At 64.8% G+C, this 14,174-nt stretch carries 12 protein-coding genes; 7 read left to right on the forward strand and 5 right to left on the reverse strand.

The features are described from left to right. Positions 1-29: 29 nt before the first annotated feature. On the reverse strand, positions 30-1,229 hold the full coding sequence (locus AWB66_RS00180; RefSeq protein ID WP_087628247.1) for a glycosyltransferase: 1,200 nt from the start codon (positions 1,227-1,229) through the stop codon (positions 30-32). A gap of 443 nt (positions 1,230-1,672) precedes the next feature. Here AWB66_RS00180 and ispH point away from each other — a divergent pair, with 443 nt between their 5' ends. The 3 genes from ispH to AWB66_RS00195 all read left to right on the forward strand — a co-directional run bounded on the left by ispH (position 1,673) and on the right by AWB66_RS00195 (position 4,246). Continuing rightward, on the forward strand, positions 1,673-2,635 hold the full coding sequence (gene ispH, locus AWB66_RS00185) for a 4-hydroxy-3-methylbut-2-enyl diphosphate reductase (RefSeq protein ID WP_087628248.1): 963 nt from the start codon (positions 1,673-1,675) through the stop codon (positions 2,633-2,635). Positions 2,636-2,646: 11 nt separating this feature from the next. After that, positions 2,647-3,801: an adenosyl-hopene transferase HpnH gene (gene hpnH / locus AWB66_RS00190; protein WP_087628249.1), complete on the forward strand. Its 1,155-nt coding sequence runs from the start codon at positions 2,647-2,649 to the stop codon at positions 3,799-3,801. Between the two features lie 193 nt (positions 3,802-3,994). Beyond that, a complete protein-coding gene (locus AWB66_RS00195; protein WP_125469624.1) occupies positions 3,995-4,246 on the forward strand; it encodes a hypothetical protein in 252 nt (83 codons plus the stop codon). An 86-nt stretch (positions 4,247-4,332) separates the two neighbouring features. Here the strand turns inward: AWB66_RS00195 and AWB66_RS00200 are convergent, their stop codons facing one another. Further along, on the reverse strand, positions 4,333-4,527 hold the full coding sequence (locus tag AWB66_RS00200) for a YbdD/YjiX family protein (protein WP_087628751.1): 195 nt from the start codon (positions 4,525-4,527) through the stop codon (positions 4,333-4,335). Between the two features lie 72 nt (positions 4,528-4,599). Beyond that, positions 4,600-6,690 (reverse strand): carbon starvation CstA family protein, encoded by a 2,091-nt coding sequence (locus AWB66_RS00205; protein ID WP_087628251.1) that lies wholly within the window; start codon positions 6,688-6,690, stop codon positions 4,600-4,602. A 185-nt stretch (positions 6,691-6,875) separates the two neighbouring features. On the opposite strand from AWB66_RS00205, the gene AWB66_RS00210 reads away from it, so the two are divergent. Both AWB66_RS00210 and AWB66_RS00215 read left to right on the forward strand, forming a co-directional pair. Then, complete coding sequence (locus AWB66_RS00210; RefSeq protein WP_087628252.1) at positions 6,876-8,297, forward strand: cache domain-containing protein; 1,422 nt, start codon at positions 6,876-6,878, stop codon at positions 8,295-8,297. Next, complete coding sequence (locus tag AWB66_RS00215) at positions 8,287-8,925, forward strand: response regulator (RefSeq protein WP_087628253.1); 639 nt, start codon at positions 8,287-8,289, stop codon at positions 8,923-8,925. Before AWB66_RS00210 ends, AWB66_RS00215 begins: the two co-directional genes overlap by 11 nt. A gap of 13 nt (positions 8,926-8,938) precedes the next feature. Here the strand turns inward: AWB66_RS00215 and AWB66_RS00220 are convergent, their stop codons facing one another. Further along, positions 8,939-9,553, reverse strand: a complete 615-nt coding sequence (locus AWB66_RS00220) for an MlaC/ttg2D family ABC transporter substrate-binding protein (RefSeq protein ID WP_087628254.1) — start codon at positions 9,551-9,553, stop codon at positions 8,939-8,941. 262 nt (positions 9,554-9,815) lie between these two features. Here AWB66_RS00220 and hpnN point away from each other — a divergent pair, with 262 nt between their 5' ends. Together hpnN and AWB66_RS00230 are read left to right on the forward strand one after the other, a co-directional pair. Beyond that, positions 9,816-12,476 carry a hopanoid transporter HpnN gene (hpnN, locus tag AWB66_RS00225; protein ID WP_087628255.1) on the forward strand — a complete coding sequence of 887 codons (2,661 nt, stop codon included), beginning with the start codon at positions 9,816-9,818 and terminating at the stop codon, positions 12,474-12,476. Further along, a complete protein-coding gene (locus AWB66_RS00230; RefSeq protein WP_087628256.1) occupies positions 12,473-13,408 on the forward strand; it encodes an MlaA family lipoprotein in 936 nt (311 codons plus the stop codon). Before hpnN ends, AWB66_RS00230 begins: the two co-directional genes overlap by 4 nt. A 105-nt stretch (positions 13,409-13,513) precedes the next feature. Here the strand turns inward: AWB66_RS00230 and AWB66_RS00235 are convergent, their stop codons facing one another. Then, positions 13,514-13,990: an acyl-CoA thioesterase gene (locus AWB66_RS00235; RefSeq protein ID WP_087628257.1), complete on the reverse strand. Its 477-nt coding sequence runs from the start codon at positions 13,988-13,990 to the stop codon at positions 13,514-13,516. Positions 13,991-14,174: the final 184 nt, after the last annotated feature.

A 14,174-nucleotide genomic window follows, 5' to 3' on the forward strand; every position in this document is an offset into this window, starting at 1 on the left:
GACTGCGCGGCTCACGTCCAAGCGATCCGCTACAACCCCTTCCCCGGCGCCTGCACGCGCGCCTTCCACTGTCCGCCTTTGCCCCGCCAGAACCTCACGGCCGACCCAACGGTCGCGCTCACGTAGAACAGCGCGACAAGCGGCAGAACCGGCGCCCACAACAACGACCGGCGGTAGTACCGCAACATCGGCGCATACGCGATGCACATCAGCGCCCACGCCGCGCAGGCCGGCCACGCCCGAGGCCCGAGCCACAACGCCAGCACCGGCGGCACGATATAGATCAGCACCATCCCGAGCACGGTCCCCGCGAGCAGCCACGGCGAATACCGCAACTGCGTGAACGCCGTGCGCGCAATCATGTTCCAGATCTGGCGCCAGTCGTCGTAGGGACGCAGCGACTCGCTACGCTCCGCAAGATCGAGCCGGATCGGCCGCGTCTCGCCGCGCCCGTCGCGATGCTTCAGACGCGCGGCAAGACTGCAATCGTCGATCAGTTCCGCACGGATCGATTCGATCCCGCCCGCCTCTTCCAGCGCGACACGCCGCACCATCATGCAGCCACCGGCGGCACCGGCCGTCGGCTTCTTCACGTCGCTCACCCACGAAAACGGATACAGCTTCGCGAAGAAAAACACGAACGCCGGAATCAGCGCCTTCTCCCACAGCGAATCACAACGCAGCCGCACCATCAGCGACACCAGATCGCGGTCCTCCAGGATCGCCCGCGCGACGAGCTGCGTCGCGGCTTCGGCGGGATGATGGATGTCGGCGTCGGTCAGGAGCAGGAACTCCGCGGGCAGGCCGAGCTTGCCGATCGCGCCGATACCCTGCGACTGCGCCCACACCTTGCCCGACCAGCCGGCCGGCAACGGCGCGGCCGTCAGCACCGTCAGCCGGTCTTCGAGGTTCAGGTCGCGAGCGGCGGACTGCGCAGCGTCGGCGGTGCCATCGGTGCTGTGGTCATCGACGACGATCACGTGAAACGACCCCGCGTAGTCCTGCTTGAGCAGCGAGCCGACCGCGCGCCCGATCACGTCCGCTTCGTTGCGCGCCGGCACCACGGCGACGAGCGCGGGCCACGCGCCGTGGCGCGCGATCTCCGCGTTTCCCACCGCGTGCAACGTCGTGTCCGAGAGCGGCGCCGCGGGCTGCACGCGCCAGAACCCGCCGCGCGCGAACACGAGCACAAGCCAGATGAGAAACGACAGCCAGGCGATCAGTAACATGAATGGATGAGCCTTCGAAAATGCGCTTGCGCGCAACGGCGGGGAATCGGGCATTGCCCGGCTGCGGGCCGCGCTCGCCAGGCGCAGCGGGGCGCCGAAAACACGGTGCGCATTCGGCCAGAACCGCCAGAATCGACGCGCAGGAGGTAAGAGGAAAACCGGCCAGCGCCGGAACGCCGGACAGTTTACTGGGTTCTGCGATTCGCAGTAATTGATCTATTCCGCGGCTCGCCGCGCCATACGCGCGTAACAAGCATCCAAAAAGCGAACGCGTTAGAATACGCGGTCAACTTCGACGCGAAGTTTGAAAGAATCGTTCCTTTATTACCGATCGTCTTCGTGAGTCCGTCAGCCGCGCCAATCGTCGGACGAGACGGACTCGAAAGGCCGTGCGCGCCGCGCCGGCTCACCCGAAACCCGCGCCAGTCGGAGTTCGCCCGAATATGCGTATCATCCTTGCTCAGCCCCGCGGCTTTTGTGCGGGCGTGGTCCGTGCGATCGAGATCGTCGATCGGGCCCTCGAACGGCACGGCGCGCCTGTCTACGTGCGCCACGAGATCGTTCATAACCGGCACGTCGTCGACAATCTGCGGAACAAAGGCGCGCGATTCGTCGAGGAACTCGACGAAGTGCCGCATGGCGCGGTCGCGATCTTCAGCGCGCACGGCGTCGCGCAGGTCGTCGAGGCAGATGCAGAGGCGCGCGGTCTCGACGTGCTCGACGCCACCTGTCCGCTCGTGACGAAAGTCCATGTACAGGGCCGCCAGTATGTCTCGCAAGGCCGCACGCTGATCCTGATCGGCCACGCCGGGCATCCGGAAGTGGAAGGCACGATCGGCCAGATTCCCGGCAAGGTCGTGCTGGTTCAAAGCGAAGCCGAAGTCGCCACGCTCGACTTGCCGGTCGACACGCCCTGCGCCTACGTGACGCAAACCACGCTCTCGGTGGACGACACGCGCGGCATCATCGACGCGTTGCAGCGCCGCTTCACCGATATCGTCGGCCCGGACACGCGCGACATCTGCTACGCGACGCAAAACCGCCAGGCCGCCGTGCGCGAGCTGTCGACGCACGTGGACGTGCTGCTCGTGGTCGGCGCCACCAATAGTTCCAACTCGAATCGCCTGCGCGAGATCGGTGCCGAGAGCGGCGTGCCGAGCTATCTCGTCGCGGACGGTACGGAAGTGAAGCCGGACTGGTTTGCGAACGCGCAGACCGTCGGCATAACCGCGGGCGCTTCGGCGCCCGAGGAAATGGTCAACCATGTCATCGACGCCTTGCGCGCGCTCGGTCACGTCGACGTATCGACGATGAGCGGCCGCGAAGAAAAGGTCGAATTCAAACTCCCCGCGAAACTGACGCAACCGCTTGCCGCGGTCGATGCGACGGCCGCGCGCGACGATTAAGGAGCACCCAATTGTCTATTCCGATGCTGCAGAAAGTCCGGGTTGGCGCGTACATCGCGCGTCAGCATTTCATGCGCAACAAGCGTTATCCGCTCGCGCTGATGCTCGAACCGCTGTTTCGCTGCAATCTCGCCTGCAACGGCTGCGGCAAGATCGACTATCCGGACCCGATCCTGAACCAGCGTCTGTCGCTGGAAGAATGCCTCGGCGCCGTCGATGAATGCGGCGCGCCGGTCGTGTCGATCGCGGGCGGCGAACCGCTCCTGCACAAGGAAATGCCGCAGGTCGTGAAGGGCATCATCGCGCGCAAGAAGTTCGTGTATCTCTGCACGAACGCGCTCCTGATGGAAAAGAAAATGGACGACTACGAGCCCAGCCCGTACTTCGTGTGGTCCGTCCACCTCGACGGCGACCGCGAGACGCACGACCATTCGGTCTCGCAGGACGGCGTCTACGACAAGGCCGTGAAGGCGATCAAGGAAGCGAAGCGCCGCGGCTTTCGCGTGAACATCAACTGCACGCTCTTCAACGATGCGAACCCGGAGCGCGTCGCCGCGTTCTTCGACACGCTCGGGCCGATGGGCGTCGACGGCATCACGGTATCGCCGGGATACGCCTACGAGCGCGCGCCGGACCAGCAGCACTTCCTGAACCGCGACAAGACGAAGACGCTCTTCCGCGAAATCTTCAAGCGCGGCAACAACGGCAAGAACTGGTCGTTCAGCCAGTCGGGCATGTTCCTCGACTTCCTCGCGGGCAACCAGACGTATCAATGCACGCCGTGGGGCAACCCGGCGCGCACGGTGTTCGGCTGGCAGCGTCCGTGCTATCTGCTCGGCGAAGGGTATGCGAAGACCTTCAAGGAACTGATGGAAACCACGGAGTGGGAAAAGTACGGCACGGGCAACTACGAGAAGTGCGCGGACTGCATGGTCCACAGCGGTTTCGAAGCGACGGCGGTGATGGATACCGTGGCGCATCCGCTGAAGGCGCTCGGCGTGTCACTGCGCGGCCCGCGCACGGAAGGCGCCTACGCGAAGGACCTGCCGATCGACAACCAGCGTCCCGCGGAATTCGTGTTCTCGAAGCACGTCGAGATCAAGCTGGAAGAAATCGGCCGCGCGAGCAAGAACAAGGGCGCGAAGCAGCCGGCGGCGGCGCACTGAGCGTCGTCACCATGCGATGAGTTCGCGGGCAGATGAGGTCGCCGTAACAGGCGGCTTCATCTGCCCGTTGGTTTTGGTGTCGCGGATCGACGCATGCGATGCTTTCGTTTTGATGCTTTTTGTCGATGCGTCCGGGCGCGAGGCGCCGACCGATGTACGATTCGCGGCTCTTCGACAGGATGCACGGGAAGTCATGGCTCAATTCAACATACTGATCAATCTCGGCAAGGCCGATCTCGACGACTACTCGCTGCTCGCCAGGACGTTGCGCAAGCTCGGATTCAGCGAGACGAAGGCCGCGCAGGTGGCGGGCGATTTCCGGCTGCTGCCGGCGAGCTATCGGTATTCGAGCGAGGTCGAAGACATGACCGCCGTGCGCGACAAGGCGCTCAGGTCGGCGAAGAGCGTGTCGGCGAAGGCGGTGGTGCTGGTGTCGGAGGTTTGAGGCGGCCCTCTTCGCGCGCCCCATAAAAAAAGCGCGACGGCTTTCGCCGTCGCGCTTTTTCGTTCCAGACGCGGATAACTACCGCCTCAGCAGCACTTCCCCGCTCCCGACCCATACCGCGCTTCCTGTCTCTCGCGGAAAAATTCCTCGTAGGTCATCACGTGCCGGTCCGGATGCGTCGCCTGCATGTGCGACACGTAATTGTCGTAGTCGGGCAAGCCCACCATCAGGCGCATCGCCTGCCCGAGATACCGTCCTGCCTGTCGAAGATCGGTGAACATGTGTTCTCCCTGTCGGCCAGAGTTAGCGCCCATGCGCTTACTCTGGCCCATGCAACTGGTTGCTGTCGAATCTCAATGCCCCGAGCGGATCGCGGCGCCTGTCGGCGTGCCAGCGGGCATCGCTTCGAACGGCGTTTCGCGCACGGTCGGACGCGTTTCGCGACGCGCGCGCATCACCGCCATCACACCATACACCACGATCGCCACCACCACGAAGATGAACAGCCCGGCGAGCGCGGCGTCGATGTAGTCGTTGAAGATGACCTGCTTCATCTGATCCAGCGACTTCGCCGGTGCGACGATCTTGCCCGCATCAAGCGCCTCGTTCAGCTTCGACGCATGCGCGAGGAAACCGACCTTCGGATTGGCATCGAAAATCTTCTGCCAGCCGGCGGTCATCGTGCAGATGAGAAGCCATACCGTCGGCACGACCGTCACCCACGCGTAACGCTCGCGCTTCATCTTGAACAGCACGACCGTTCCGAGCGTCAGCGCAATGCCCGCGAGCATCTGGTTCGAGATGCCGAAGAGCGGCCACAGCGTATTGATGCCGCCGAGCGGATCGACCACGCCCTGGTACAGGAAGTAACCCCAGGCCGCGACGCACAACGCCGTCGCGATCAGGTTCGCCGGCAGCGACTCCGTGCGGCGCAGCGCCGGATTGAACGTGCCGAGCAGGTCTTGCAGCATGAAGCGGCCCGCGCGCGTGCCGGCATCGACCGCCGTCAGGATGAAGAGCGCCTCGAACAAAATCGCGAAGTGATACCAGAACGCCATCATCGCCGGGCCGCCGATCACCTGATGCAGGATCTGCGCCATGCCGACTGCCAGCGTCGGCGCGCCGCCCGCACGCGCGACGATCGTCGTTTCGCCGACCGCCTTCGCCGTCGACGTCAGCATGTCGGGCGTGAGCATGAAGCCCCAGCCGGTCACCGTCTGCGCGACGGCTTCGGGCGTCGTGCCCAGCACGGCCGCCGGGCTGTTCATCGCGAAGTAGATGCCCGGTTCGATCACCGAAGCGGCCACCAGCGCCATGATCGCGACGAACGATTCCATCAGCATCGCGCCGTAGCCGATGAAGCGCATGTTGACTTCGTTGTCGATCAGCTTGGGCGTCGTGCCCGACGAAATCAGCGCGTGGAAGCCGGACACCGCGCCGCACGCGATCGTGATGAAAAGGAACGGGAACAGGCTGCCCGCCCAGACGGGGCCGGTGCCGTCGACGAATTTCGTGAACTGCGGCATCTTCAGTTCGGGCGCGACGATCAGGATGCCGATCGCGAGGCCGAGAATCGTGCCGATCTTGAGGAACGTCGAGAGGTAATCGCGCGGCGCGAGCAGCAGCCACACCGGCAGCACCGAAGCGACGAAACCGTAGCCGATCAGAATCCACGTGAGTTGCGTGCCGGTGAACGTGAAGAACGGCGCGAGCGTCGCCGATTCCGCGACATGCTGGCCGTACACGATCGCGAACATCAGGCCGAAGAAGCCGATGATCGACACCTCACCGATCCGGCCCGGCCGGATATAGCGCGTATAGATGCCCATGAAAATCGCGATTGGAATCGTCGCCGCGACGGTGAACGTGCCCCACGGCGAACCGGTCAGCGCCTTCACGACGATCAGCGCGAGCACCGCGAGAATGATCACCATGATGAGGAACGCGCCGAACAGCGCGATCACGCCGGGCACGAGACCCAGTTCCATCTTGACGAGGTCGCCGAGCGAACGGCCGTCGCGGCGCGTCGAGATAAAGAGCACGACGAAATCCTGCACCGCGCCCGCAAACACGACGCCCGCGAGAATCCAGAGCATGCCGGGCGTGTAGCCCATCTGGGCGGCCAGCACCGGACCGACGAGCGGCCCCGCGCCGGCAATCGCCGCGAAATGGTGGCCGAACAGCACGTATTTGTTGGTCGGAACGTAGTCGAGGCCGTCGTTGTGACGAACGGCCGGCGTCATGCGCAGGCCGTCGAGTTGCAGGACCTTGCTTGCGATGAAGCGCGAATAGAAGCGGTAAGCGATCAGATACACGCAGACCGCGGCGATCACGACCCAGAGCGCGCTGATGCGCTCGCCATGCGCGAGTGCAATGGTGCCGAAAGAGAACGCGCCGAGCAGCGCGATCGCAATCCAGACCAGGAATCCGGAAGCCCGATTCATGGTGTCTCCTGTCTTTTAGTTTGAAGTACCCGCCGTATCCGATTGACAAAGCGGACGTATTGCGCCAATCGCGCCATGGGCGTGTAGTATTCGCCTTCGCCGCAGCCCTTACAAGCGGACAACTACGTAAGTCAACTACGTAAAACTACGTAGAAAGACGGGACGCGCCGTCCATCAAGCTCGACATGAATCTCAAAGCCAAGATCTTTCTGCTCGCGATCGTGCCGTTCGCGCTCGCGATCGGCGGCATCCAGTATGGCGTGCGCCAGCAGGCCACGACCCTCGCGCAGTCGCAACACGCGACGATGCAGTCCGCGTATATGTCGAGCAAGGAAATCGAATTGCGGCATTACGTGGAAATCGCGAAGAGCGCGATCGCGCCGTTTTACGACGCACCCGCCGGGACGCCCGCCGAAGAAGAACGGCGCCAGAAGCAGGCGCTCGACGCGCTGCAGCAACTCGATTTCGGCGCCGACGGCTATTTTTTCGCGTACACGATGCACGGGACTTCGCTGATGCATCCGCGCCAGCCCGATCTGGTCGGCCGCGATCTGTGGGACATGCGCGATCCGGCGGGCGCGCTCACCATCCAGAAGCTCGTCACCGAAGCATCGCGCGGCGGCGGCTACGTGCGCTACGTGTGGCGCCGGCCGTCGACGGGCAAACTCGCGCCGAAGCTCGGCTACGTCGTGCCGCTCGAACGCTGGGGCTGGATGATCGGCACGGGCATTTATCTGGAGGATGTCGAGACGACGCTCGCGCGCATCGACGAACAGGCGGCCGCGCATATCGAGCGCACCGTGATGTGGATCTTCACGATCGCGCTGGCGGCGCTCGGCGTGATCGCGGCGTGCGGCGCCGTGCTCAACATCAGCGAGCATCGCAGCGCCGACGCCAAACTCAAGCACCTCGCGCGGCAGGTGGTCGATTCGCAGGAACAGGAACGCGCGCGCCTTTCGCGCGAACTGCACGACGGCATCAGCCAGATGCTCGTGTCGGTCAAATTGCTGCTGGAGTCGGCGCTCGCGCACTTCGAGAACGGCGAAACGCGCGTGCCCGCCGCCGAAGCGGCGCTCGCGACGAGCCTCGGCCGCCTCGCCGACACGCTGCGCGAGGTGCGTCAAATCTCGCACGCGCTGCGCCCCGCGATGCTCGACGACCTCGGCCTCGCCGCCGCGCTCCAGCAGCTCGCCCGCGAACTGGGCGAACAGGGCGCGCTCGACGTGCGCTTCGAATCGGTGACGCACACGCCCGCGAGCGCGGCGCCCGCGTTGCCCGATGCAGTCAATACGGTGCTGTTTCGCATCGCGCAGGAAGCGCTCACGAACATCGTCCGGCACGCGCGGGCGACGCGCGCCCTGCTCACGCTCGACCTCGCGCCGGACGCGGTCACGCTCACGATCGCGGACAATGGCGAAGGATTCGACGTCGACGCCGCGCTCGTCGATCCGCAGAGCGGCGTCGGCCTGCGCAATATGCGCGAGCGGCTCGATGCGCTCGGCGCGACGCTGTCGATCACGTCGCAGCTCGGGCGCACGGTGATCGCCGCGAAGGTGCCGCTGCCGCTCGCCGTTCCCACCCTGCAAGGATTGACCGATGACCACTGATCCCGCGCGCCTCGTGCTGATCGACGACCATCCGCTCGTGCGCGACGGCCTGCGCGCCCGGCTGGAAGCGGCGCCGCATCTCACCGTGATCGGCGAGGCGGGCAACGCGGCCGAGGCGCTCGCGCTCGCCGCCGACGAAGCCAATCCGCCCGATCTCGCGCTAATGGACGTCGGCATGGCCGGGATGAGCGGAATCGAACTGGCGGCGCTGTTTCACGAGCGTTTTCCGGCGATTCGCGTGCTGATGCTGTCGATGCACGACAACGCGGAATACGTGACGCAGGCGGTGCGGGCGGGCGCGAGCGGCTATGTGCTGAAGGATTCGCCGGCGACGGAAATCCTCCAGGCGATCGACGCCGTGCTCGCCGGCAAGACGTTCTTTAGCACGGACCTCGCGATGCGGATGATCCAGGCGCGCTACGCCGAGACGCCGCTCGAACGCCTGACGCCGCGCGAGCGCGACATTCTCGATGCGCTCGCCGAAGGGTTGTCGAGCAAGCAGATTGCGCAGCAGCATGGGTTGTCGGTGCGCACGGTGGAAACGCACCGGCTGAACCTGAAGCGCAAGCTCGACATCGACGGTCAGGCGGAACTGATCAAGTTCGCGGTGGAACACCGCCGGACCTGAACGCCGATGCGCCTCATTCGGAACGCGCGTTGTGCTCGGTCAGGAACTTGATGAGGCCATCCACGCCGCCTTTCGACAACTGGCCCGCGAACTGCTGCTGATAGACCTGAACGAGCCACGCGCCCATCATGTCGATGTCGTAGATTTTCCAGCCCTGCGCGCCCTTGGCGAGGCGGTAGCGCACCGGGTTGTCGCCGCCCGTGGAAATCACGTGGGATTCGACGACGACATCCTTCGCGTTCGCGTCGACTTTGGGGCTATCGAAGACGAACTTGACGTCCTGATCGCGCAATTGCGCGAGCGACGAAGCGTAGGTGCGCACGAAAAGCTTCTGGAACTGCTCGTAGAGCTGCTTTTGCTGCTCGGGCGTAGCGGTGCTCCAGGCTTTGCCGACGGCGATGCGCGTCATGCGCTCGAAATCGGTAGCGGGCACGAAGCGCGTCTCGACGAGTTGCGTGATCTTCGCCATGTCGCCGCCGCGGGCTTGCGGGTCGGCCTTCATCGCGTTGACCGTGCCTTCGACGGCGGTTTTCACGACCCCGTCGGGGCTCGCCTGGGCGAAGGCCTCGCCCGAAAAGAACAGCGAGGCGGCAAGGAAAGCGAAGCAAATAGACAGATAGCGTTTCATGGAACCCGTTCTCTATATGGAAAGTTGAACGCGCGGGCTTGATGGGTTTTCAGCGCGGCGCGGCTTGCGGCAAACCGGAATGCGGCACGGCTGCAAGCCAGTATATCGACTCGCCCGCGCGCCGACAGTTCACCGGAGCGCTTCCGGCCCCGCCCGGTATACTTGCGCGGTTCCCGGCTGGGCGCGCTCGCGGGTTTCCGAACGCGCAGATTTGTCCAGCACAGCCCGCACTTTACAAGCAGCACCAACGGTACCCGTCTTCATGCTGACGTCCCACCTCACCCGCCTCGTCACGATCTCCATTCGCCGGCCGGCGTGGATCATCGTCGTATCGCTGCTCTTCGCCGTGCTGAGTTCGATCTACGTCGTCCATCACTTCAAGATCAGCACCGACGTCAGCCAATTGATCGAAACGGAGCCGGAATGGGCCGCGCGCAGTCACGCGATCGAGCAAGCGTTCCCGCAGCGCGGTTCGACGCTGCTCATCGTCGTCGAGGCCGAAGCGCCCGAATTCGCCGACGCCGCCGCGAACGAACTCGCCGGCGCGCTCGCGAAGCATCCGGACCGCTTCAAGTCGGTGTCGCAGCCTTCGGGCGGCGACTTCTTCGAGCACAACGGCCTGCTTTATCTGTCGACCGACAAGGTCGCGCAAACCACGCAGCAGCTTGGCGCGGCGCGGCCGCTCATCAATGCGCTAGCCCACGACCCGTCGCTCACCGGACTCGCGCAGACGCTCAACACCAGCCTGAACCTGCCGCTGCAACTCGGACAGGTGACGCTCGGGCAGATGTCGAAGCTGCTGAACCAGAGCGCGACCGTGCTCGACCGCGTGCTCGCGAACCAGCCGGCCGCGTTTTCGTGGCGCAATCTCGCGGATTCATCGGCTTCCGCGCAGCCGGCTCGCGCGTTCGTGACCGTGCAGCCGATGCTCGATTACAACGCGCTCGAAGCCGGTGCCCGCGCCTCCGACGCGATCCGCGCCACCGCGAACGAACTCGGCCTCGCGCAGAAATACGGCGCGGCGGTCCGGCTGACGGGCGCCCAGCCGCTCGCCGACGAAGAATTCGCCTCGGTCAAGGACGGCGCCGTGCTGAACGGCGTGGCGACCTTCATCGTCGTGCTGGTGATCCTGTGGCTCGCGCTGCGCTCGGGAAAAATGATCGTCGCGGTGTTCATCACGGTGTTCGTCGGGCTCGCGATCACGGCCGCGCTCGGTCTCCTGATGGTTCACGCGCTCAACATGATCTCCGTCGCGTTCATGGTGCTGTTCGTCGGGCTCGGCGTCGATTTCGGCATCCAGTTCGGCGTGCGGTATCGCGAGGAACGCCACCGGCATCGACGGCTCGACGTCGCGCTCGCCGAAACCGCGCGGCACGTCGCCGTGCCGCTGACGCTCGCGGCGGCCGCCACCGCGGCGAGCTTCTTCTCGTTCCTGCCGACCGCCTATCGCGGCGTGTCGGAACTCGGGCTGATCGCGGGCGTGGGGATGATCGTCGCGTTCGTGACCAACATGACGCTGCTGCCGGCGCTTCTGAAAGTGTTCGCGCCGCCCGGCGAGCCGAATGCGCCGGGCTTTCCGGCGCTCGCGCCCGTCGACGAATATCTCGACCGCAATCGCAAGCCCGTGCTGATCGGCACGCTGATCCTCGTGATCGGCGCGTTGCCGCTGCTTCTGAACCTGCGCTTCGACTTCAATCCGCTGCATCTGAAGGACCCGCACACCGAGTCGATGGCGACGCTGATCGCGCTGAAGGACGCGCCCGAGGCGTCGGTCAACGATGTCGCCGTGCTCGCGCCGTCGCTCGCGGACGCGAAGAAAATCGCCGAGAAACTCGAAAAGCTGCCCGAAGTCGGGCGCGTGACGACGCTCGACTCGCTGATTCCCGCCGATCAGCCGAAAAAGCTCGAACTGATCCGCGCGGCCGCCGCGCAACTGCTCCCCGCGCTGAACCAGCCGGTCGCGGCGCCGGTCACGGATGCGGTGCGGGTTGCCGCGTTGAAGCGCCTGTCGAACCAGTTGTCGCTCGCCGCCGACGAGCATCCCGGCCCCGGCGATGAACAGGCAAAGCATCTGTCCAGCACGCTCGCGAAGCTCGCGCAGGCCGACGCCGCCACGCGCGAGCGCGCCGAGCACGCGATGGCCGAACCGCTGCGGCTCGCGCTCGCGCAATTGCGCTCGCTCCTGCAGCCGACGGAAATCACCCGCGCGACGCTGCCGCACTCGCTCGCCGACAACTTCGTGACGCCGGACGGCCAGGCGCTCGTCGAGGTGTCGCCGAAAGTGCCGCCGGGCGTCGACCAGAACGACGACCGCCTGCTCGCCCGTTTCGCCGATGCCGTCCAGAAAGCCGAGCCGGACGCCATCGGCGGGCCGATCTCCATCCGCCATTCGGCCGAAACGATCATCAAGGCGTTCCAGCAGGCGGCGGCGCTTTCGCTGCTCGCCATCGCGGTGCTGTTGTGGATCACGCTGCGTCGTCTTGGCGACGTTTTAAGAACTTTGATACCTTTGCTCGTTTCCGCGATCGTCACGCTGGAACTGTGCGTTGTCTTCGACATGCCGCTCAACTTCGCGAACATCATCGCGTTGCCGTTGATGCTCGGAGTCGGCGTGGCGTTCAAGATCTATTTCGTGATGGCGTGGCGCTCCGGCCAGACGCGTCTGTTGCAGTCGAGCCTCACGCACGCCGTGATGTTCAGCGCGGCGACGACGGCGACCGCGTTCGGCAGCCTGTGGTTTTCGCATCATCCGGGAACGTCGAGCATGGGACGGCTGCTCGCGCTGTCGCTCTTCTGCACGCTGATCGGCGCGGTGGTGTTTCAGCCGGTCCTGATGGGCAAGCCGCGCAAGGTGCGCGCGGCGGAGCGCGCCAGTCTGCGGGCCGCCCAACGGCACGATAACTTAAGAGGAATTGAAGAATGAGAAGGGCTTTGGCTGCCGGAACGGTCCGCACGCTCGGGGTGAGCGTCGCCATCGCAGGAGTTCTGGCAACCGCCGGGTGCGCAACCGGCGCGGACCGCCATCCCGGCGATCCGCTCGAACCGATGAACCGCGCGATCTTCGGCTTCAACGACGGCGTCGACAAATACGTCGCGCGCCCGGTCGCGCAGGCCTACGTGAACGTCACGCCGAGCCCGCTGCGCACGGCGGTGAGCAACTTCTTTTCGAATCTCGGCGACATCGGCAATTTCGCGAACAACCTGTTGCAGTTGAAGATCACCGACGCCACGGAGGATTTCGTGCGCTTCGCCTTCAATTCGACGTTCGGCATGGGCGGGCTGATCGACATCGCGTCGCAGGCGGGCTTGCCGAAGCATCACCAGGATTTCGGGCTGACGCTCGGGCATTACGGCGTGCCGTCGGGGCCGTATCTGGTGCTGCCGATTTTCGGGCCGAGTTCGTTCCGCGATGCGACGAACTGGCTCGTCGCCTTTCGGCTCGATCCCGTCACTTATCTGGACCCGCTTCCGCGCAATCTGCTGTTCGGCCTGAACTTCGTGAGCGCGCGGGCCGACCTGATCGGCGCGACCGATATTCTGTCGCAGGCGGCACTCGACAAATACGCGTTCGTGCGCGACGCCTATACGCAACGCCGGCAGTATCTGCTGACGGGCGGCGGCAGCGCGACCCTGCCCGATTACGGCGACGACACGGGCGCCGCCGCGCCGGAAGGCGCGAGCGCGACGGCGGCGCCGGGCGCGTCGGGCGGCGGCAGCAAGGCGCAAGGCTTGCCGACTTACGAGGACCCGGGCGCGGCTGCGCCTTCGACGAAGCCTTCGACCGGTTCGAGTTCGGGCAGCGGCGCGGACGTGCCGCAATACGAAGATCCAGGCGCGACACCGGCTGCGAAATGACGCGATACTGATTCGAAGCGAAAAGCAAAAAAGCAAAAAGCGAAAAGCAAAGGCCCGACTGGCGAGACGCCGGCCGGGCCTTTTGCGTCTCCGGGCCTGGACGGCTCAGTGCATCACTTCGGCCGTTTCGATGCGGCGCGCTTCGTCGTCGGACGCGCTGGGCGCCTCGATCGTACCGTCGCGGTCGCGCCGGTACGCTTCGAACAGCTCGTCGGCGTAGCGGATTTGCGTGCGGCCGTGCGGCGCGGGTTCGCCGTTTTCATCGAGGTTGACGAACACCATCTTCTCGACGGTCAGGATGCTCTTGCGCGTGATCTTGTTGCGCACTTCCGCGCGCAGCGTGAGCGACGTGCGGCCGAAATGCGTCGCCGTCATGCCGAGTTCGATCACGTCGCCCTGCTGCGCCGAACTCACGAAGTTGATCTCCGACATGAACTTGGTGACGACGCGCTGATTACCGAGCTGAAGAATGGCGTAAATGGCGGCTTCTTCGTCGATCCAGCGCAGCAAACTACCGCCGAACAGCGTGCCGTTCGGATTCAGGTCTTCGGGCTTGACCCACTTGCGGGTGTGAAAATTCATTTCGGTACCTCTCTCTGCCATTGAACGCCGACAAGCGTGTTGTCGCACGTCACAAACTAAGGGTTTTCCCTGATTATACAGACATGAGGGTTAACCCGCAGAAAGCAAGTCCGTCCGCGCTCATGGCTTAAGGGGCTTTCCGGACATGACTCTGGCTCATAACGACGCGGAAAAATCATCGATC

This window comes from Caballeronia telluris, from assembly GCF_001544495.1.
GTDB lineage: Bacteria > Pseudomonadota > Gammaproteobacteria > Burkholderiales > Burkholderiaceae > Caballeronia > Caballeronia telluris.

Excerpts from the sequence above, each read along its gene's own strand:
- AWB66_RS00195 (WP_125469624.1), top strand. The coding sequence starts at position 3,995 with ATGGCTCAATTCAACATACTGATCAATCTCGGCAAGGCCGATCTCGAC.
- AWB66_RS00220 (WP_087628254.1), bottom strand. The coding sequence starts at position 9,553 with ATGAAACGCTATCTGTCTATTTGCTTCGCTTTCCTTGCCGCCTCGCTG.
- AWB66_RS00180 (WP_087628247.1), bottom strand. The coding sequence starts at position 1,229 with ATGTTACTGATCGCCTGGCTGTCGTTTCTCATCTGGCTTGTGCTCGTG.
- ispH (WP_087628248.1), top strand. The coding sequence starts at position 1,673 with ATGCGTATCATCCTTGCTCAGCCCCGCGGCTTTTGTGCGGGCGTGGTC.
- hpnN (WP_087628255.1), top strand. The coding sequence starts at position 9,816 with ATGCTGACGTCCCACCTCACCCGCCTCGTCACGATCTCCATTCGCCGG.
- AWB66_RS00205 (WP_087628251.1), bottom strand. The coding sequence starts at position 6,690 with ATGAATCGGGCTTCCGGATTCCTGGTCTGGATTGCGATCGCGCTGCTC.
- AWB66_RS00200 (WP_087628751.1), bottom strand. The coding sequence starts at position 4,527 with ATGTTCACCGATCTTCGACAGGCAGGACGGTATCTCGGGCAGGCGATG.
- AWB66_RS00230 (WP_087628256.1), top strand. The coding sequence starts at position 12,473 with ATGAGAAGGGCTTTGGCTGCCGGAACGGTCCGCACGCTCGGGGTGAGC.
- AWB66_RS00215 (WP_087628253.1), top strand. The coding sequence starts at position 8,287 with ATGACCACTGATCCCGCGCGCCTCGTGCTGATCGACGACCATCCGCTC.
- AWB66_RS00235 (WP_087628257.1), bottom strand. The coding sequence starts at position 13,990 with ATGAATTTTCACACCCGCAAGTGGGTCAAGCCCGAAGACCTGAATCCG.
- AWB66_RS00210 (WP_087628252.1), top strand. The coding sequence starts at position 6,876 with ATGAATCTCAAAGCCAAGATCTTTCTGCTCGCGATCGTGCCGTTCGCG.